Annotated in this window: 14 protein-coding genes and 1 pseudogene; 4 read left to right on the forward strand and 11 right to left on the reverse strand. The window is 60.3% G+C overall.

The annotated features are described in order from the left end of the window. Window positions 1-2: 2 nt before the first annotated feature. From pdxR to ACO1XS_RS08415, 3 genes are all read right to left on the reverse strand, one after another. Window positions 3-1,535 (reverse strand): MocR-like pyridoxine biosynthesis transcription factor PdxR, encoded by a 1,533-nt coding sequence (pdxR, locus tag ACO1XS_RS08405; RefSeq protein WP_331566623.1) that lies wholly within the window; start codon window positions 1,533-1,535, stop codon window positions 3-5. 48 nt (window positions 1,536-1,583) lie between these two features. Further along, on the reverse strand, window positions 1,584-1,814 hold the full coding sequence (locus ACO1XS_RS08410; protein ID WP_331566621.1) for a hypothetical protein: 231 nt from the start codon (window positions 1,812-1,814) through the stop codon (window positions 1,584-1,586). A 112-nt stretch (window positions 1,815-1,926) separates the two neighbouring features. Continuing rightward, on the reverse strand, window positions 1,927-3,480 hold the full coding sequence (locus ACO1XS_RS08415; RefSeq protein WP_486390419.1) for a glycoside hydrolase family 28 protein: 1,554 nt from the start codon (window positions 3,478-3,480) through the stop codon (window positions 1,927-1,929). A 460-nt stretch (window positions 3,481-3,940) separates the two neighbouring features. On the opposite strand from ACO1XS_RS08415, the gene ACO1XS_RS08420 reads away from it, so the two are divergent. Continuing rightward, entirely contained in the window at window positions 3,941-5,017 is a 1,077-nt protein-coding gene (locus ACO1XS_RS08420; RefSeq protein WP_486390420.1) for a TIGR03118 family protein, read from the forward strand. 74 nt (window positions 5,018-5,091) lie between these two features. On the opposite strand, the pseudogene ACO1XS_RS08425 reads toward ACO1XS_RS08420, so the two are convergent. The 5 genes and pseudogenes from ACO1XS_RS08425 to dsbG all read right to left on the reverse strand — a co-directional run. After that, window positions 5,092-5,235 (reverse strand): annotated as a pseudogene (locus ACO1XS_RS08425) (transposase); the annotation flags it as partial. Window positions 5,236-5,240: 5 nt separating this feature from the next. After that, the gene (locus ACO1XS_RS08430; RefSeq protein ID WP_486390421.1) at window positions 5,241-6,164 is read right to left on the reverse strand and encodes a LysR family transcriptional regulator; all 924 of its coding nucleotides are present in this window, start codon (window positions 6,162-6,164) and stop codon (window positions 5,241-5,243) included. A gap of 151 nt (window positions 6,165-6,315) precedes the next feature. Next, window positions 6,316-7,893, reverse strand: coding sequence for a methyl-accepting chemotaxis protein (locus ACO1XS_RS08435; RefSeq protein WP_486390422.1), 1,578 nt, complete (start codon window positions 7,891-7,893; stop codon window positions 6,316-6,318). Between the two features lie 166 nt (window positions 7,894-8,059). Further along, the gene (locus ACO1XS_RS08440) at window positions 8,060-9,946 is read right to left on the reverse strand and encodes a tannase/feruloyl esterase family alpha/beta hydrolase (RefSeq protein ID WP_486390423.1); all 1,887 of its coding nucleotides are present in this window, start codon (window positions 9,944-9,946) and stop codon (window positions 8,060-8,062) included. An 83-nt stretch (window positions 9,947-10,029) separates the two neighbouring features. Continuing rightward, a complete protein-coding gene (gene dsbG / locus ACO1XS_RS08445; RefSeq protein WP_486390424.1) occupies window positions 10,030-10,857 on the reverse strand; it encodes a thiol:disulfide interchange protein DsbG in 828 nt (275 codons plus the stop codon). A gap of 356 nt (window positions 10,858-11,213) precedes the next feature. Between dsbG and ACO1XS_RS08450 the strand changes: the two genes are divergently transcribed. The 3 genes from ACO1XS_RS08450 to pobA all read left to right on the forward strand — a co-directional run bounded on the left by ACO1XS_RS08450 (window position 11,214) and on the right by pobA (window position 15,124). Further along, window positions 11,214-12,569, forward strand: coding sequence for an MFS transporter (locus ACO1XS_RS08450; protein WP_486390425.1), 1,356 nt, complete (start codon window positions 11,214-11,216; stop codon window positions 12,567-12,569). A 128-nt stretch (window positions 12,570-12,697) separates the two neighbouring features. After that, complete coding sequence (locus ACO1XS_RS08455) at window positions 12,698-13,831, forward strand: porin (RefSeq protein ID WP_486390426.1); 1,134 nt, start codon at window positions 12,698-12,700, stop codon at window positions 13,829-13,831. A gap of 102 nt (window positions 13,832-13,933) precedes the next feature. Then, window positions 13,934-15,124 carry a 4-hydroxybenzoate 3-monooxygenase gene (pobA, locus tag ACO1XS_RS08460; protein ID WP_486390427.1) on the forward strand — a complete coding sequence of 397 codons (1,191 nt, stop codon included), beginning with the start codon at window positions 13,934-13,936 and terminating at the stop codon, window positions 15,122-15,124. Between the two features lie 22 nt (window positions 15,125-15,146). Here the strand turns inward: pobA and ACO1XS_RS08465 are convergent, their stop codons facing one another. The 3 genes from ACO1XS_RS08465 to ACO1XS_RS08475 all read right to left on the reverse strand — a co-directional run bounded on the left by ACO1XS_RS08465 (window position 15,147) and on the right by ACO1XS_RS08475 (window position 18,519). Then, window positions 15,147-15,887, reverse strand: a complete 741-nt coding sequence (locus ACO1XS_RS08465) for a GntR family transcriptional regulator (RefSeq protein WP_486390428.1) — start codon at window positions 15,885-15,887, stop codon at window positions 15,147-15,149. A gap of 151 nt (window positions 15,888-16,038) precedes the next feature. After that, window positions 16,039-17,388, reverse strand: a complete 1,350-nt coding sequence (locus tag ACO1XS_RS08470) for an aspartate aminotransferase family protein (RefSeq protein WP_486390429.1) — start codon at window positions 17,386-17,388, stop codon at window positions 16,039-16,041. A 27-nt stretch (window positions 17,389-17,415) separates the two neighbouring features. Further along, window positions 17,416-18,519, reverse strand: a complete 1,104-nt coding sequence (locus ACO1XS_RS08475; RefSeq protein ID WP_486390430.1) for a phosphotransferase — start codon at window positions 18,517-18,519, stop codon at window positions 17,416-17,418. Window positions 18,520-18,913 lie beyond the last annotated feature (394 nt).

Genomic DNA, 18,913 nt, shown 5'->3' on the forward strand with positions numbered 1-18,913 from the left:
GGCTACACGGTGGGCCGCTGCGTGCGCACGCATTGCGCGAGCGCCCGTACGCCCGGCTCGATCCGATCCAGCGCAATCGCCGAGAATCCCATGCGGAAATAGCGCCGCGCGTCCTGATCGTCGTTCATGAAAAAGACGTTGCCCGGCTCGATCAGCACGCCGACGGCTTGCGCATCGGCGGCCAGCCGTTCGGCATCGAGCCATTGCGGCCCTTCCACCCACGACGATGCGCCGCCCGTAATGGGCACGTAGCGCGCTTCCGGTATGTGCGCATCGAGCGCGGCCATCAGCGCTTGCGAGCGCTCTCGATACGCATGCGCGAGCCGCCGCAGCAGCGCATCGTGATGACCGAGGGCGAGAAACGTCGCGAACGCGCGTTGAACATAGCCGACCGGATGCCGCACCATCAAACGCCGCAACGCACGCAGCTCGCGAATCAGCTCTCGCGGTCCGACGACATAGCCCAGCCGCAAACCGGGGGCGAAGGTCTTGGAAAGGCTGCCGACGTAGATCACGCGATCGGCGGTATCGAGGCTCTTTAGCGCCGGGTGCGGCGTGCCCGAGAACGTGTTCTCGCTCTCGTAGTCGTCTTCGACGATGACGAAGTCATGCTGCTGCGCCAACTCGAGCAGGGCGCGCCGTCGTTCGATCGGCATCGTCGCGGTCGTGGGGCATTGATGGCTGGGCGTGACATAGAGGTAGTCACAGCGGGCAAGCGAGGCGGCGAGCGCATCGGGCGCGATGCCATGACCGTCCACGCGCAGTGGCAGGAGCTGCGCGTTGCGGTTTTCGAAGATGTTGCGCGCATCGGGATAACCGGGGTTCTCGAAACCGACGGTCGTCTCTTCGCCGCAGAGCAAATCGGACACCAAGTACAAGGCCTGCTGACAGCCGTTCGTGATGATGATTTCTTCGGGCGCCGCGAATACGCCGCGCCGCGGCAGCACGCGCGTGCGGATTTGCTGGATCAGCGATTCGTCGTCGCGCTCGATCAAATCGGGTGCCCAATTGCGGATCTCCATGATCGACAGCGCTTTCATGCAGCACTCGCGCCAATCGTTGGTCGGAAATAGCGACTGGTCGAATTGTCCGTAGATGAACGGAAATTCGTAATGCTGCCAATTCGCCGGCTTGACGATATTGCGTTGCGCCGAAGGTGGGTGCGCGATGCGTTGCCGCCAAACGGGACGGCCGGCCGCTTCGCCGTCGGCTGCGCTCGTTGCGGCAGGCGCTCTCGCGTCGAAGCGCGGCAGGCTGCGCAGCATTTCAGGATTGACGAAGTGTCCGCTGCGCTCGCGCGAGATCAAATAGCCTTCTTCGACGAGCATCTGGTATGCGAGCACGACGGTGTTGCGTGCGACGCCCAACTGATCGGCGAGTTCGCGGCTCGACGGCAGGGCTACGTTGGGTGCGAGTTGGCCGTCGAGGATCGCGGCGACGAGCATTTGCCGGATTTGATCCTGCAGGCTCTGCTTCGACCCCGACGAGCGCTGAAACTGCTGGGCCCATAACGCGGTCGGGGTGCGGCTCGGCATGCTGTCTCCTTGGGGCGTTCCGGATGGCGAGCGGCGCGCGAGGCGTGCTCAGCGGCGCGGCTTCACGGGGGCATCCGAATTGGCGGTGTGCGCATCGTGATGATTGTTCGAATCATACTGAACTCGGGTGCGCATCGGCGATCGGGAGAAACATCCTTGGCAAATGGTGCCGAGCAACAAGTGCAACACCTGACCCAGCGCGCACTGCATCTGTTCCGGCCCGAGTTGATAGCCCAGCAGCCTCGGGCCGCTCAGCAATGCAATCACCAGACATTTCATTGACGCCTCCTCCCGGTAGGGATGTGAGGCCTCGATGCAATGCTGACTGATGACGTAACCGGGTTATTGGAAGAGACCGGCCGACGAGTAGCCGGCCGGGCGAAACGTGAAATCAGATCGGCGAATCAGGCAGCACCGACTTCAATGGAACGAATGCACCGCTGCAATCGACAGGCGCCGCGTTGCCGGGCGAGCCCGATACGGTCACGTCGGCAGCTGTCGATGTCACGATCGAGTTGGCAAAGCTGACCGGGCCCGGTCCCAGCGTGAAATGGGTATAGGCCGGCAATACGGACGGGCCGCCGTTATGCCCTGTCGCAAGAGCCGGTTGCGTACCGTCGAACACCACGTTGTCCAGCGTGATCTCCAGCGGCTTCACGACGCCGTTCGTGGCATACCCCGAAAAGGTCACCTGGCTGCTCTGCGAAGCGCTGCCCAGATCGCGGAACCCCTTTATGACGATGCCGGTGAAGCTCGGATACAGGGAGCCTTTGGCCGTACTGTAGTACGGGTCGAACACGAGCGGTTGGCGAACGTTGCGCATGCATACCTGCTCATAACGAACATTGCTCACCATGCCGCCGCGCGAGGAATCCGACTTGATGCGCAGGCCGTTTCCGTTGGGGCTGTCGTAGCCGTCCATCGTCAAGTCCGTCACGGCGACGTTACTGACGCCCGAGTTCGTCTCGCTGCCGATCGACATGCCGTGCCCATAATAAAAATGATTGTGGGCGAAGGTCAGATTATTGCTGGCCGGTGCCTTGCTCGCCTTGACTGCAACGTCATCGTCGCCCGTACTGATGTAGGAGTAGGCGAGCACGACATTGCTCGATTGACCGGGATCGAAACCGTCGGTGTTCTTGACGGTGTCGGGCGTAAAGCAAGTCGCGGGCGTGCGCGCATCGGGCGTCGTGCCGCTCGGGCACGCGTAACGCGCTTTCGTGTATTCAAGGCTCGGCGAGAGAATCTTGATGCCCCAAGCAGTGACACCGGCGACGCTATCGAGTACCACGTGAAAGTTCGGCGAGTTTTCGAGCGTGATGTCGTGCAGCGTGAATGCCGAACCCTTCGAAACCTGCACGAGCCGAGGGTTCTGCTGATTGAGGCCCATCGTCTTGTTCTGATACGCGACGTCCCACCAACTGCGCTTGCCCGCGTTCGGCCCGCTGGTCAGCAAGCTGCCGCCGCGGCCATCGATCACGCCCTTCCCGACGATCCCGCTACCTGCCGTGTCGCTCGCGAGTATCAACGGATTGCACGACTTGGTTTTGGAAGCCGTTGCCGTACCGCACGTTCCCACGCCGTTGTCATAGTTGGCCGGGTTGCGCGAAGCGAAGAGCGTGACGCCTTGGTCGATCCAAAGTGTCACACCGGACTTGAGCCGGAGCGGCCCGCTGAGAAAGCCCGACTCGCCGGAGTAGCCCACCGTCAGCTTGACCGCCTGGCCGGCCGGACAAGCATCGATCGCCGCCTGGATGCGGGCGGTATCCGGTTGAGAATTGGCGGGGTCGGCGTCGAGCGTGTCGATGGATCCGCCGACGGGCGTCAGTTTTGCCTGCAACGGCGCTCCGCAGACCGTCGCGGGCAATGCTGGTTCGCTGACGGCGCCCCATTGGGTCGCGACGGCTGGTTCCGAGCCAGTCGGCGAAGGGTAGGTCACGGGCATCGGCGCATCCGACGACGTTTTGTGGTGTTTCTTGGAAGTGTGCGCGTAGCACGAAGCGGCGGTAACGAGCGCCGCAATGCCGATAACGGCGTGTGATGCACGAGTGGTGTTCAAGTTGTTTCCCGGGCGGTCAGAGGATCTGTGTATTCAAGGCAAAACGAGGCAGGCAAACGTTTGCCCGAATGCTCGCAGGAAGAGCATTCTCTCTGGGCGTCCGACTCTACGTTTTGCGTGGCCTCGAATGGTTAAAGCCAGACGAAAAATTGCCGCCGATGGCGAACTACAGGTCGCGCGACCACTGAAAATAACCACCACAACGTGCGCTCTACAAAGCGCCTCGCCCCCTTGCCCCGCCAATGCCGAGCGCAACGGCGCCAACCACGCACCGAAGGAATAAACGCGAGGGCGGATTCGTTTAAAGACATCCTCGGACACACGCGCGATGCGCAGGAGCGCAATCATGAAACACGTCCATACGGCGGGGATCGTCGCATTGGGGGCGGTGATGGTAGCTGGCCTCGTAGCGTGCGGAGGCGGCTCATCGCACCGTCAGCATTTCCACGTGACCGCGCTCGTCTCCGACGGAAACATTCCGGCTGCCCACATCGACGCCAATCTGAAAAATCCATGGGGTATCGCCTTCAATCCAAAAGGTTTTGTCTGGGTAGCGGATAACGGCACGCAGAAGGCGACACTCTATGACGGTAACGGCGTGCCGCAATCACTTGTCGTGTCGATCCCAGCGGGGTCGAGCGGCGATGCCAATCCGACTGGCATCGTGTTCAACGGCACGGCGGGTTTCGTGGTGAGCCAGAATGGAAAAACCGGGCCAGCAGTTTTCATCTTCGCGGGAGAGGGCGGCACCCTTACCGCGTGGTCGCCCACCGTCAACCCGACGGCGGCCGTGACGGTATTCGATAGCGGCGGCAGCGCGGTCTACAAGGGACTTGCGATGGCGAGCAGCAACGGCGCCACCTTCCTCTTCGCGGCCGATTTCCACAACAACAAGATCGATGTATTCGATGATACGTTCAAGAAAGTTGCGCTTCCGGGCGCGTTTCAGGACTCGACGCTACCCGCTGGTTTCGCGCCTTTCGGCATTCAGGCTATCGACTCGAAAATATTCGTCGCCTATGCGATGCAGGATGGGGCCAAGCATGACGATGTGCCTGGCGCTGGCCTGGGCGTGATCGACGTATTCAGTACTTCCGGACAGTTCATTCAGCGTTTCGCGACGGGTGGTCCGCTGAATGCGCCGTGGGGCATGGCGCTCTCGCCCCGCGACTTCGGCCCGTTCAACAATGCTCTTTTGATCGGAAATTTCGGCGATGGAACGATCCACGCCTTCGACCCCAACACAGGTATGTTGATCGGGACCTTGCGGCATGCAGACGGTACAGCGATTGTCGAACCGGGGTTGTGGGGTATGGCATTCGGCAACGGGCTCAACGATCAGCCGACCAACACTTTGTTTTTCGCTGCCGGCCCGAATGATGAAGCGGATGGGGTGTATGGGCGCATCGATTTTGGCAGATAGGGGGGCGCGGAGGAAAACTTGGACTACCTGGACCAGCGTGCTCGGTTCGTCAATGCCGGCCTGGCCGAGGTCGGCAGCGGTTCAAAGCAGCCCTCGCGGTCGCCCGGCACTTCGATGCGGACCGGACCGTCTCCGGTCAAAATCGTCTCAGCACCTTTGCCATTGCGCTGGTTGGTGGACGTAGTCGGTTTGGCAGCGCCAGGCGGGTAGGCCAGGCTTGCCTTCATTTGGGCCATTCGTCGAGCGCATCGTTGAACAGTTCCGCCACCAGCGAGCGAAGCCAGACCGTGCGAGCGTCGTTGTGGAATTTGCGGTGCCAATGCTGCCGCAGATTGAACCGAGGTAGTGACAGAGGGGGCTCGACCAGCACGATAGACGCATGTTCCGCCGCATAGGCATAACCGATCGCGTGCGGCACGGTTGCTATCAGATCCGTGCGGCTCAAGATGAACGGCAAGCTCATGAAGTGCGGCGTTTCGAGAACGGCCCGCCGGTAAAGCCGCGCTTTCGCCAGGTGTTTCTCAAGCACTTCCTGGCTGCGTCCGTCGGCTCGCACCACGGCGTGGCCGCAGGAGAGGAACTGCTCGAGCGTGAGCGGATGTGCGGCAAGCGGGTGACTGCGTCGCATCAGGCAGATGAATCGATGCGTGAAGAGCCGTTGCTGAAAGAAGTTCGTCCCACCCAAATCAGGGAAATACCCCAACGCCAGATCGATGCTGCCGCCTTCCAGGCCACGCTCGACATCAACGTGAGGCAGCGAGACAGAGCGCAGATTCGCATTCGGGGCTCGGAGGGCGAATTCCTGTAGCAAGCGAGGAAGAAACACGATCTCGCCCACGTCCGATAGTGCAATGGAGAATGTGTGCGTGCTGGTTGCCGGATCGAAGTCGACCGCCGCGGAGAGCCCGCGCTCGATTTGCACGAGCGCGTCGCGAGCGGCAGGAATCAGTGCAAGCGCGCGTGGAGTCGGCTCCATGCCGCGCGATGTGCGCACGAAGAGTGGATCGCCGAAGTACTCGCGTAGCTTGGCAAGCGCGGCGCTCACACGCGGCTGGCTGACGCCGAGACGAGCCCCGGCGCGGCTCACGTTCCGGGTCTCTTCAAGCGCGACCAGATAGGGAATGAGGTTTAGATCGAGTTCGGACATCGGGGGTTGGCCTTCTCCAGCAGAATGCTATTTTCGTGGCCATACGCGTAAGCGCGCTCGCCGATCAGCAACTGTTTTGCCCCCTGGACGTGTCAAACGGTCGTTGCGCGTGGGGCGATGATACCGAAATGCGCGGGTGTCGCGTATCGCTTCAGGTGCGGAACATCGCCATGGTTCCTGCGACGGTGTCCGCATTGCTCGCCAGCGTGTTGGCGGAGCGCGCAAGGTAGCTGACGAGGGACGTGTTTTGCTGCGTCAATTCCTCTATGTGATCGAGCGCTTGTTTAACTTGCGATATGCCGATGCTTTGCTCCGACGCGGCAGTGTCGATTTCAGCGATTAGTGCGCTCACGTCGCGCACCGCCTGTACGGCTTGCTGCATCTTTTCACGCGCCGACTCCGCTATCTTGTTGCCCGCGTCCACTTTCTCTGCGGAATCCGCAATCAGCGCCGCGATTTCTTTCGCGGCCACTGCCGCGCGACTCGCGAGATTGCGCACCTCGCCAGCGACCACCGCGAAGCCGCGGCCATGTTCGCCGGCCCGCGCCGCCTCGACGGCGGCATTGAGCGCGAGAATGTTGGTCTGAAAGGAGATTCCGTCGATGACCTTGATGATTTCGCCGATTTTGCGCGACGCGTCGGTTATGACCAGCATCGTTTTGCTCATCGCCTCCACTGCGAGTCCTCCTTGCTCTGTGATGCTCGAAGCTTGGCCGGCGTTGACCGCGGCTTGGCGGGCCGTATCGGCAGTCTGCCGCACGCTATTGGTCAACTGCTCCATCGAGGCGGCCGACTGCTCGAGGCTCGCGGCCTGTGATTCAGTGCGGGACGCCAGATCGTGGCTGCCGTCTTTCACGGTAGCCGTCGCCTGCGACATGGTCGCCATCTGGTCGCGCGCATCGCTGACGATTGCGCGCGTGTTGAGGCTCACCTGGTTGACCGTCAGTTCGAGCTTTCCCACTACACTGGTCGGCCGCCAGCTGTTTTTCAGCGTTTGTGTCAGGTCGCCCATTGCGACACGAGTGACGAACGACAGCAACCGGCGCATGGGATGGACGAACATGACTCTTACGCGGTACTCCGCCACGCGTGCCAATACGATGCATGACGCGAGACCGGTCAACGTGCGCTGCCACGTCAGTGCCTCGATGCGGCCGCTCAGCGAGGCGCCTACCGCGGCTCCCGATACGGCGAGCGCAAACATCAGCAAGTGGGCCTGGGTTTTCATGGTCGGGTGCGCAACACGATCGAGGGCGCCGGCCCAGCCGGTGCGCAGGAATGCGCCACCTTCGATGCGGGCGAGGCGGCGGGCGCTGCCGCGCGTGTCCGTCAAACTCGCATACAGCGCTTCGGTCGCTGCAATGTCTTCACGCGCAGCTTGCGTTTGGACCGAGCGATAGGCGACGGCGTCATTGCCTTCGAGAATCGGCAAGACGCTCGCTTGCACCCAAAAGTGACGGCCGTCGTTCGTACGATTCTTCAACAGACCGGTCCAAGGCTGAAGTTGCTTCAGCGTCGCCCACATGTCCCGATACACTTCGTCCGGCATGTCGGGATGCCGGACGACGCTATGAGGCTCCCCAATCAGTTCGTCACGGGAAAACCCGCTGGTCTCGGTGAATGCATCGTTGCAATACGTGATGATTCCTGTGGTGTCGGTCGTCGTGACGAGCATCTTTTGCTCGCGCAAAAGGACTTCGCCCGGCGATTTCGAGGTTGCGTTGAGCACTGCTTGTCTCCCCCCTGGATTCCTGCCTTGCTGATAGAGGCCTGCTGTCGCGGGCGCGCTTCGTGCCCGCGTTGCGGCCGATCGCAAAGATGTTTTTATAACCGGGTTATGCAGCCGATATTCCGACGTAATTCTCAGCCGTAAGTGCTCTTCGCTTGTGTCGCAATCAACTGCACGTGTAGCTCGAAGCGGCGTTGGTATTGCCACCCTTGTAAGTCAGCTTCGACGGATACATGCAGATGGGCCTGGTCATGGTGGCGCCTTGGTTCTGGAGCGGGATTTGATCCGGCGCCACGCCGCCTTCCACCCAGCTCACGAGTGCGTTGTACAACTGGTTCGGTGCCGGCAAGGGAGGGTTTGCGACCGGGCTGATGCCTGCGGTCCCGTTGACCGAGCCGATGCCGCCGCAGTGTCCCATCGCCGGAATTTCGAAGAAGCGGTAGAACTGTTGCACGGACGAGAAGCCACCCATCGTGTTCGCCACATTGGTGTAGTAGTGGATCGAGCCCTGAGGCATGATGATCGAATCAGCCATGCCGTGATAGGTGATGATCTTCCCGTTCCGCGCGCGGAAGGCCGAGAGGTCGGGATCGTCGGTATTGATGTTCGCGAATGACGGCTGCAATGCGAGGCCTTGAGCGAAGGCGTTTGAGAGGTCGGAATAGGAAAGGTTCATCCACCCGTTCTGCCCATTGCCGGTTGCGTTGGTGAATGCCGGCGTTGCGATGCTCGGGTTTTGCAATTCGAGCGCAACGGGGGTGGCGGTCAAACCGTTGGCCACGCCCACGCCGTTCGCCGATGCCGCGGCGAAGGTGTCCAGACTGCTGCCGCGCGGAAATCCAAACCACAATTGATTCGCTTGTAATGTGTCCGAATAGCCGTTCGCGACCGCGGGCGAAGCGGCACTGCCGTCGGTCGTTTCGCCGTACCACATTTTGTTGACCGCTTGAGCTTGTGCCGTAGTGAGGCAAGCCGCTGTGCCGTTACTGCCGCCGCTGACGGTGCATAGCACGGTCGCGTCTCGGGTAGGATCATAGCGGCACGAGGCCGGATCGTTGACGAAACCATCGTGCTGGCCCGTCAGCGACGAGTCGCATGCCGAGACCGCTGCGGCGGACACGAGGTTAAGTTGAGCGGATGTCAGCGGTACACCGCCGAGATCGCGTTGCATGACAATTTCGGGATACAGCCCGCCGGTTTGCATGCGTGTCCAGTTGATCGCAGCCGACCCGGCGAGGATACCGTCGAAATCGTCAGGATTTGCCTGCGCCTCCATTAAGCCCTGTCGTCCGCCGGTCGAACACCCGTCCCAGTAGGCGTGCTTGGGTTGCTGGCCGTAGTAAGCGGCGGCCAGCGCTTTCGTTTCGACAGCCATTTCGTGAATAGCCCGGCTGGCGAAGTCGGTCCATACGGTTCTGTTGATGGTCCCATCGGGGTTCATCGCCCAGCTGCCATCGAAGACGCCGCCGAAATCGCCTTGCTGCGATATGTGACCGGTATCGGTCAGCGCGCTCACCGCGCCTTCCACGCCCGCAATATCCGCAGCCGGGCCCTCGCCGCTTGTCAAAGTGCCGGTTGCGCCTGCCAGCGCAGTCAGAGAACTGACTGACGGGGCGCCGGCGTAGCCTCCGCCGCCTAGCACGTGGATGCGTCCACCCCAATTCGTTTTCGACGGCAGCCAGATTTCAATACCGATTCCGGGCGAAATCGACGGCGCGCTCGCAGGTCCCACGTTGCCGGGCCCAATGTTGAGCTTGACGACGCACATATCGTTTTTCGCAATCTGTCCGGACGCGGTTCCGTTCAAATTGAGGTCGTCCCCTTTCTTGAACGACTTGACGAGCGTCACGGTCGTATTGGCGTCGGGTTTGAACGCGGTCTTTAAAGAATCATCGCACTGGAGTTGCTGGTTGCTCGATACTTGCGGCGAAGCGCTAGTCGAACTGGAACCGCAGCCAGCAAGCGCGGCGATGCCGGCGCCGGTCACACCGACTGCGCAAGCGATCGCGCGCAGGCGGGCGCCCCTGGTCGACGGAACTGAGAGGTCTTTCATGACGGAATACCACCTTGAATGAAGTTTTGGTTAGAGAGCACTGCATGGGTGAAACGGACGATGGGTTCGACACCGGCCGCCCGCTAGCGAAAGCGATCCAGTTCGTGATCGGGCTCGGGTTGCTCGGGTAGTGAGGTGATAGCCGGCAACTCGGAAAGCGGAGGCATGCCGGCCTTCGCCTGCACCTTTCCGTCGGCGCTTTTCCAAACGAACGCAGGTGTTCCGTTCACGCCGAATGCGTCCATCAGCGACCGGTTTGCCGTCAGCGAACTCATGATCGCGGGGTCGACTTTGATCGCGGGGCTGATGCCGCCGTCCTCGCTGGATAGCGCGAAATGGCCCTCGTTGTATTCAAGCGCTTTAAACGGCGACTGCGCGGTCAGTATCGCGGCGGCGCGCAGCGCGGAGGATGGCTTGACGACGTTGACAGGTATCCATCTCACCTGCACGCCGGCTTTCACGTATGGCCGAAGAGCAAGCCATGCGAAATGGCAGAAGACGCAGTTCGGGTCCATGAAAACATAGACGGTCGACTTCGCTGACGCTGCTCCGTCGGAAATGTAATTCGCTTTTTCCAACTGGTTGTAGAGCGAGTCGACATCGGGCTTCAGCACATACATAGACGCGTAGCGTGCGGTCAAGTCGTGTCCCGAGTCGTCGAGCAATTCACCCACGAGGAGATGCTGCTTGTCAGAGGTCGTGTAGACGATCATTTGGCGATTGTCCCGCTTGATTACCCAGCCCGTCAGGCCGCTCTCCGCCGGGAACGTTCGCACGACCGATACGCCTCGCTCGGTGATGGTTTGCAGGGGCTTGGGATATGGAACAGGTTCGGTCGCGCTAATCAGAGCGCTCTGTGGCAGCAAAGCTGCCGCGAGCACAACCAGCGAGGCCGCGCGCGCAGGGTGCATAACTTGTCTCCTTGTGGGCCGCGCAATGATTTCTGCGGTGGCATGTTTGAGGCGAGTGTGTCAAAGGCGCGTCCGACGGCGCAACCGCGAGAAACGGGATACGCACTATGTCGAATCGAGATAGTGGCCCGGCGCTCAGCGCAAACCCAGTAAATGCGGGCCTCTGCGATAGGGCGTGCAGGGCGGAGGACGACCGCTCGGTGATTTCACTTATTTGACCTGCATCACCTCGACGGCGACGATTCGTGCCCGGAGGAATAAGCGTTATGCACGCCTAAAGCAGGTCTGCCGCCGGATTAGGGCAAAACGCACCCGGGTGAAGTACCGAATACTTCGGATCGCATAGGAGACCGTCAATGAGCCGAAATCAACCAATCGACGTACAGACCTTCATCAATGAGCATCCATTCGGAAGGTTTCAATGGCTCATGTTTTTTATGTGTTTCGTCATCGTCCTTCTGGACGGGTTCGACACGGCCGCTATCGGTTTCATTGCCCCTTCTTTACTGACGGAATGGCATCTGACGAAACCGGAGCTTGCGCCGGTGCTGAGCGCGGCGCTGTTTGGTCTCGCTTTCGGTGCGCTGAGCGCAGGGCCTTTGTCCGACCGCTTGGGACGACGCTCTCTGCTACTCGGCGCCGTTGTGATTTTCGGCGCGTCGTGTCTCGGTTCCGCGTTTGCTCAATCGCTGCAGCAACTGACGGTTCTGCGGTTCGTGACCGGGATCGGGCTTGGAGCTGCGATGCCTAACGCCGTGACGCTGATGGGAGAGTTTTGTCCCGACCGCCGTCGCGCGACGATCATCAATCTGATGTTTTGCGGTTTTCCCCTTGGCGCTGCGCTGGGTGGGTTCCTAGCCGCGTGGATGATTCCGCATTTCGGGTGGCGCGGCGTGTTGGCCTTCGGTGGCGTGACGCCGCTGCTGCTCGCCGTCCTGCTCGCGCTGAAGATGCCGGAGTCCGTTCGCTTCATGGTGATGAATGCGCAGCCGTATCAACGCATTCAGGAGGCACTCGCGCGCATTTCGCGCGCAGCTTTGGACGCCGAGCACTTCACGCTGACCGAAAGTACACCGTCCGCCGGCAAGAGCGGCCTGAACATCGTTCTGTCCAAGACATACATCGTCGGTTCCGTGATGCTGTGGCTGGCTTACTTCATGGGCCTCGTCATCTTTTACGCATCGATCAACTGGATGCCGATTTTGCTCAAGGACGCCGGACTCCCGGCCAAGAGCGCGACACTGATCTCGGCACTGTTTCCGCTGGGTGGCGTCGGCGCCGTGCTCGCCGGCGTACTGATGGATCGCTTCAACGCGAATCGCATCGTCGCAGCGTGCTACGCGCTCACGGCCGTAAGCGTCTATGCGATCGGCCAGGCCGTGGGCAATGTAGGCGCGCTCGTCGCCGTGATCTTTCTCGCGGGCGTGCTGATGAACACGGCGCAGTCCTCGATGCCGGCCCTGGCCGCATCCTTCTATCCAACATCGGGGCGTGGGACAGGCGTTGCATGGATGCTCGGTGTTGGTCGATTCGGCGGAATTGCCGGGTCGTTTCTCGTCGCCGAGTTGACGCGTCGTCACTTTGCCTTCGCGGATATCTTTGCCACGGTGGCCGTCGCCGGGGCCTTAGCCTGTGTCGGCTTGCTCATCAAACAGTTTGCCGCGCCGCATGTGAGCGTTGATTCCATTGGAACCCGGCCGGTGCATCACTGATCACGCACGAATGATCGGACTCCCAGATTCCCGTCTTCGAAGCACCATGCCTTTGGCAATGTCGGCATCGAACAATTGCCGCTCCGTATCGCAAACACAATAAAGAGACATATCATTCGGAGAATCAGATGAAAATCAAGCAGTTGGCAGTAGCGGCATGCTGCGTATTGAGCGCGCCGGTTTTTGCACAGAGCAGCGTGACGCTATATGGGATTCTCGATACGGGCATCGAGTACGTCTCTCACGCTAACGCGAATGGCAGTAAGGTCGTCCGTATGCCAGGCATCACGGGCGAGTTGCCGTCGCGGTGGGGCATGCGCGGCGCTGAAGATCTCGGCGGCGGCTACAAGGCCGTCTTCACGTTGGAGAGCGGCTTCAATCTCCGCGGCGGGGACATGGGGCAGGGTGGACGCCTCTTCGGGCGTCAAGCCTGGGTCGGCCTGAGCGGTCCCTACGGCACACTGTCGTTCGGGCGTCAGTACACGATGACCTTCTGGGCGAATACGGATTCGGACATTCTCGGTCCGGACATTTACGGGCTGGGTTCGCTCGATGCGTATGTTCCAAATGCGCGCAGCGACAACACGGTTGCCTATAAGGGCACCTTCAGCGGGTTGACCGTCGGCGCGACGTACTCGTTCGGTCGGGACGGGGCAGGCACGGGCAACTCCCCCGGACAAGGTACGTGTGCAGGTCAGATTCCTGGCCAGGCGACGAACTGTCACCAATGGTCGGCAATGCTGAAGTATGACGCGAGCACCTTCGGCGTGGCGGCAGCGTACGACGAGCAGCGAGGTGGTGCAACGGCGGCGGCGAACTTCTTCGATGGAGTCGCACCGGCCGCGCTGACCAATGGCGGCGACGAAGATGTGCGCATTCAATTGGATGGATGGGCGAAAGTCTACGGCGTCCGACTTGGCGGCGGATGGCTGGGCCGGCGCGTGAACTTCGCCTCATCGGCTGTCCCGAGCATCCATTCGGATCTCTTCTATCTAGGTGCTTCTTACCCGATCACGCCGGCCCTGTTCCTGGAAGGGGAGGTGTATCGCATCGTCAACGCACGGCAAGATGCCCGTGCCTCGATGGGCACGATTCGCACTGCTTACTACTTGTCCAAACAGACAGCCGTCTATCTTCAAGGATCGTATTTGGGCAACAGCCAGCATGCGGCGTACTCGGTTAGTGCTGGCGGTGGCGGTACGACACCGGCCCGCGGTGCGAACCAGGTCGGCGTAATGGCCGGCATTCGCCATATGTTCTAAGCGGGACGCCGGGGTATTGGAAATTTGACGGACAGGCGCGCGAGAGCGTACCTGTCCAAGCCGATAGCGGCAGCACACTGGCATCGGCGGAGAACACATCATATGAGAACCAAAGTCGCAATCATCGGCGCCGGCCCCTCCGGCCTGCTCCTGGGGCAGTTGCTTACTCGCGCGGGTATCGACAATGTCATCGTCGAGCGGCAAAGCGGGGAATACGTACTGGGCCGGATCCGAGCGGGAGTGCTCGAACAAGGAACCGTCGGACTGCTGCGCGAAGCCGGCGTCAGCGAGCGCATGGATGCCGAGGGGCTGGTCCATGACGGCATCGAATTGATCTTCGGCGGAAGGCGCGACCGCATCGACCTCAAGGCGTTGACGGGAGGCTCGTCGGTGATGGTGTACGGCCAAACCGAGGTTACGCGGGACCTGATGGAAGCGCGGGTCGCAATGGGTGCGCAGACTATTTATGAGGCCGCGAACGTCCAGCCGCTCGAGGTAAAAGGGGAGCATCCTTACGTCACATTCGAGAAGGACGGCAAGGTATGCCGACTCGACTGCGACTACATCGCGGGTTGCGATGGCTTTCACGGGATATCGCGCAAGTGCATTCCCGAAAACGTCCTGACGTCCTACGAACGCGTGTATCCGTTCGGTTGGCTGGGGTTGCTCTCAGATACGCCGCCGGTCAATCACGAATTGATTTATGCCCATCATGAACGCGGGTTCGTGCTGTGCAGTCAGCGCTCGACCACGCGTAGCCGCTACTACTTCCAGGTGCCGCTGACCGAAAAGGTGGAGGACTGGTCCGACGAACGGTTTTGGGAGGAGTTGAAGCGCCGCCTGCCGACCGACATCGCCGACGGCGTAGCAATCGGACCTTCGCTCGAGAAGAGCATTGCACCTTTGCGCAGCTATGTGGTTGAGCCAATGCAATATGGGAAGCTGTTTCTGGTCGGCGATGCCGCGCATATCGTGCCGCCCACCGGAGCCAAGGGCCTGAACCTGGCTGCCAGTGACGTCAACACGCTATACCGCCTTCTGCGGCGCGCATACGAAGAAGGACACGCGCAAATCCTCGATCGTTATTCCGAGATCGCCTTGCGACGCGTATGGAAGGCCGAGCGCTTTTCATGGTTCATGACGACCTTGCTGCATGAATTCCCCGACAGCGACGGATTCGACAAACGCATGCAACGTACGGACTATGAGTACTACACCGGGTCGAAAGCCGGTCTGACGACCATTGCCGAAAATTATGTCGGTTTGCCGTATGAGGCGATCGAAGGGCTCTAGCGGAGGCGACGGGTCAATGCAGCTATCTCGCCTTCGATTCGCTTGCCTGTTCCTTCGAACCGCTGGTGAGAATGTGGGCAGACCCTAGCAATTTTCCGGCTTCCGAACGAAGCAGCTTGATGCGCAGATCATCCCAGTGCTCCAGAAATGCATCGCGAGCGGTTTCGAAGTCGCGGCTTTTCATGCACGCAATCAGGTGTTCATGTTCGCGCACTATCGTCTTCGGATCTTCGTAGAACTCCTGACGCTGAACCAAGAGAAGCTCAATTTCGCATTCCAGCATTTCATAACAGCGTAGCAGTCGCGGACTGCCACTTGCGACGATGATTGCGCGGTGGAAATCGCGGTCCGCCGTGACCTGCAGAGAACGCGGAGCGTCGGGTGGTGCACTGCGTAGCCGCTCCACCGCCTCTATCGCGTCGTCGGGAATTTTACCGTTGAGAACAATCATCTTGACGGCTTCTGCTTCCAGGACGGCACGCAATCGAGTGACATCGACGATATCATCCGGGCCGAACTCGGGCACATAAAACCCGCGATTCGCCGCCTGCCGGAGGATCCTGTTGCTTACCAGCAGTTGCGCAGCCGAGCGGAACGTGTGGCGGGAGACTTGGTATTCCTCTGCCATGCGTATATCGCGCAGGAATTCGCCAGGTTTGAAGCGGCCGTTCAAAATGTGGGTTTTGAGCTTGTCGGCCACTTCAGCAACGACCGACCCTCGCGCGGGTTCGCCGCTGTGGTGTGCTTTCGTGGTCAATATCATGGCAACTGGAAATTGGGACGGCACTCACTCGCCTGCCGGATTGTTAGGACTCGCACGCGCCTCGGGGGGCTTGGACGCCCGCATATTATAGTTGGGAACTGGAGGCTCAGCGTGGGCCCCCTGCGCGCTGGAATCGGGTCGGCGTCCGGGCTTAAAGCGACGCAAACGACGCTTCGATTTCGGTCAACAGACGGTCCGCATCCGCTTCGGTAAAGACGAGAGGCGGTCTGATTTTCAGCACGTTTGCGTCGGCACCCGTGGCAGAGATCAGCACGCGTCGCTGTCTGAGCCGGTTGACAATTGCGAGTCCGGTATCAATGTCGGATGCTTTCGTTTTCCGGTCCTTGACCAACTCGACACCGAAGTAAAGGCCGGTCCCTCGCACGTCGCCAATCTGTTCGTACTTTGCGGCGATGGAAGTCAAACCGTCAAGAATGATCTGGCCAACCCTTGTCGCATTGGCCATCAATCCTTCGTCCTGAATGACATCCAGAGTAGCTTCCGCTGCTGCAATAGCGACCGAGTTTCCGCCGAACGTGTTGAAATAGCGCATATCGCGTCCGAAGCTTGCAACGACGTCCGAGCGCACGACGACGCCCGCTACCGGATAACCATTACCCATCGGCTTGCCAAGCGTAACAATGTCCGGATCTACGCCATGACGTCGATGACCCCACATGTGGGTGCCACTGCGCCCAAAGCCACATTGCACTTCGTCCGCAATGAATAGGCCTCCGGCACTGCGCACGACCTCTGCAACAGGTTTGAGTACGTCGACAGGGTGCGAGTAGAGCCCGTCAGACGAAAACAACGAATCGACGATGAAGGCAGCAAGGCCGCCGCCATGACGCTTGATGTCCTCAATTTGCTGCGCGACGTTATCCGCCATCCATCGGCCGATGTGTTCGGGCACGATACGGTACGAGTCCGGCGGTGGCACCGTACGGACCATCGGGCCAAGCGCGGACCGTTTTCCGAGCGACGGCGAAAAGCTCGATGTCACACCGGAGTTGCCGTGATACGCCTCGGATGTGACGATGACACCCTCGTTACCCGTGTGATGGCGAGCAATTCGCATCGCCAGGTCGTTGGCTTCGGAGCCGGTGCACGTGAACATGGTATGGCCGGCACCGATCTCCCCCTCGAAAGTGGCCAGCAGTTTCTCGGCGTAACGCAGGATACCGTCTTGCATGTAGCGTGTATGAGTGCAGAGGGTATCGAGCTGCCGGGATATCGCTGCGGTTACACGCGGGTGCGCATGGCCCACGGATACTACATTGTTATAAGCATCGAGATACTCATCGCCCGCATCGTCGTAAAGATACACGCCAGCGCCGCGTGCGATGCGCAGAGGTTGAGCGTAAAACAGGCGATACGCCGGTCCCAGCAGGCGGGAGCGGCGTTCAATATGCTCACGCGTCTTGCTGTCAAGAGATTCGACGGAGGCGGGATTGAAGCCGTTGGGCATATCTCCGCGAAATCCTTTCGGTAATGTACTCATTTTCATCCTTGCATTGATATCCCGTTACTACCGGGCGGGGAGCAGCAGAAGCTGGGAGATGTCGTCGAAGCTGCGGTGGAGGAACCATTCGAGCTGCGCCCATCCCGCGTCGGTGTTGCGCAGGATGTACGTGCTGTTTTGAGGAAAAAGCTTCGCTCGCCAAGTGGTGAGCAATGCGCGCGTGACAACCCGGGCCATTGCGAGATGAGGGATCAACATCAATTCGCCGTCGGTCAGGTCCGCACCGCGCAAATAGCCGCGTAAGACGTCTCTCGCGCGGCCAAAAAAATCGGCTTGTCTATCGTCATCGAGCTGGCCGGGAAGTTGGTTCATCAGCGCCGTCGACACGTCGATCGCAATAGCCGTGCGCACGGTGTCGCCGAAATCGATGATTCCGGTGACGAAACGTTCGTCGGCTGGGTCGACGACGATATTCGACGTGTTGAAGTCGTTGTGCAGGACCTGCGTACGACAGAGCGCGAGTTGGGGCTCGATGGTTTTGAAGCGCTCCAGCGCCATTTCAATCTGCGCACGATGTCGTCTGTCGTCGACGTGATCCAACAAGTGGCGAAGATCGCTCAGATGCCTTACGTCCCATGCCAACGTGCGCGAGTCTCCGGGGTGGGAGAAGGTACTGCACGCGTGCCGCAGAGCGGCTAGAAGTTCGCCGATCCTTTCTCGGTCTTGCGACGTTGAAGTCGTGGTTGCCAACGGTATACCGGGCAGGTACGAGAGAAGGCGGACATATCGATCTTCACCGCTGCTTGTTGTCACCTTCGGCAAGATCGCGCCGTTGAGACTTGGCGATACCCGAGGCACGGGCAGGTCCGGTGCCACCTGTTGGAGGTGCGCAAGCAGTTCAACCTGAAGACTTAACTCCTCCCAGTCTTCGTCGGGGTTCGCAATCTTAAGAATCCATTTGCGACCGTCGTGGTCATCGAAGCGGAACGTGTCGTCCTTTTCAGTCGGAAAGCGAACGACACTGCCATCGAGCCCAAATACCTCCGTGCCGATGGCAATGGCTTCTTCCTCATCGACATGGGTAAATCCTGCGGCCAGGCCTCCGGCGTGGGAGGGCAGCAACCCTTCTGATGCGGTGGATAACGACGAGATTCGAATTGGGGAGGGCATGAGCAGTGCCGTGTATGAGGAGTGGCATTACGGAGACGTGCATGCTTTCTCGCCACATGCCTGTTTCGCGGAACAAAGACCTGGCTATCCATTCCTCAACTCCAGAGGTCCGGTTTGGGCAACCCTGCACCGCAAGTCCATCTTGGTCAGAATTGTAGAACAATAAATGCGGCTTGCACAAGGGCGGCGCTCGGTTACATGGAGCAGCTGTTCCCAGCGGCCGTTGCGCCCTAGTTGAGAAAACCATTGGATCTGCTTCCGGCCAGAAAATCCTGTTGCACGCCGGAACGCCGTGGCATGAGCGATTTTGCGGCAAGGACGGTCTGTTGCCGGCTCCAGTGTGCGGACAGCGTCGTGCTACACGGCCGGCCATCCGGTCTTTATCCGGGAAATC

It is taken from the genome of Trinickia sp., assembly GCF_057351765.1.

Coding starts and splice junctions, on each gene's coding strand:
- dsbG (WP_486390424.1), bottom strand. CDS start 10,857: ATGCACCCTGCGCGCGCGGCCTCGCTGGTTGTGCTCGCGGCAGCTTTG.
- ACO1XS_RS08470 (WP_486390429.1), bottom strand. CDS start 17,388: ATGAGTACATTACCGAAAGGATTTCGCGGAGATATGCCCAACGGCTTC.
- pobA (WP_486390427.1), top strand. CDS start 13,934: ATGAGAACCAAAGTCGCAATCATCGGCGCCGGCCCCTCCGGCCTGCTC.
- ACO1XS_RS08430 (WP_486390421.1), bottom strand. CDS start 6,164: ATGTCCGAACTCGATCTAAACCTCATTCCCTATCTGGTCGCGCTTGAA.
- ACO1XS_RS08465 (WP_486390428.1), bottom strand. CDS start 15,887: ATGATATTGACCACGAAAGCACACCACAGCGGCGAACCCGCGCGAGGG.
- ACO1XS_RS08440 (WP_486390423.1), bottom strand. CDS start 9,946: ATGAAAGACCTCTCAGTTCCGTCGACCAGGGGCGCCCGCCTGCGCGCG.
- ACO1XS_RS08475 (WP_486390430.1), bottom strand. CDS start 18,519: ATGCCCTCCCCAATTCGAATCTCGTCGTTATCCACCGCATCAGAAGGG.
- ACO1XS_RS08450 (WP_486390425.1), top strand. CDS start 11,214: ATGAGCCGAAATCAACCAATCGACGTACAGACCTTCATCAATGAGCAT.
- ACO1XS_RS08410 (WP_331566621.1), bottom strand. CDS start 1,814: ATGAAATGTCTGGTGATTGCATTGCTGAGCGGCCCGAGGCTGCTGGGC.
- ACO1XS_RS08420 (WP_486390420.1), top strand. CDS start 3,941: ATGAAACACGTCCATACGGCGGGGATCGTCGCATTGGGGGCGGTGATG.
- ACO1XS_RS08415 (WP_486390419.1), bottom strand. CDS start 3,480: ATGCCCGTGACCTACCCTTCGCCGACTGGCTCGGAACCAGCCGTCGCG.
- pdxR (WP_331566623.1), bottom strand. CDS start 1,535: ATGCCGAGCCGCACCCCGACCGCGTTATGGGCCCAGCAGTTTCAGCGC.
- ACO1XS_RS08455 (WP_486390426.1), top strand. CDS start 12,698: ATGAAAATCAAGCAGTTGGCAGTAGCGGCATGCTGCGTATTGAGCGCG.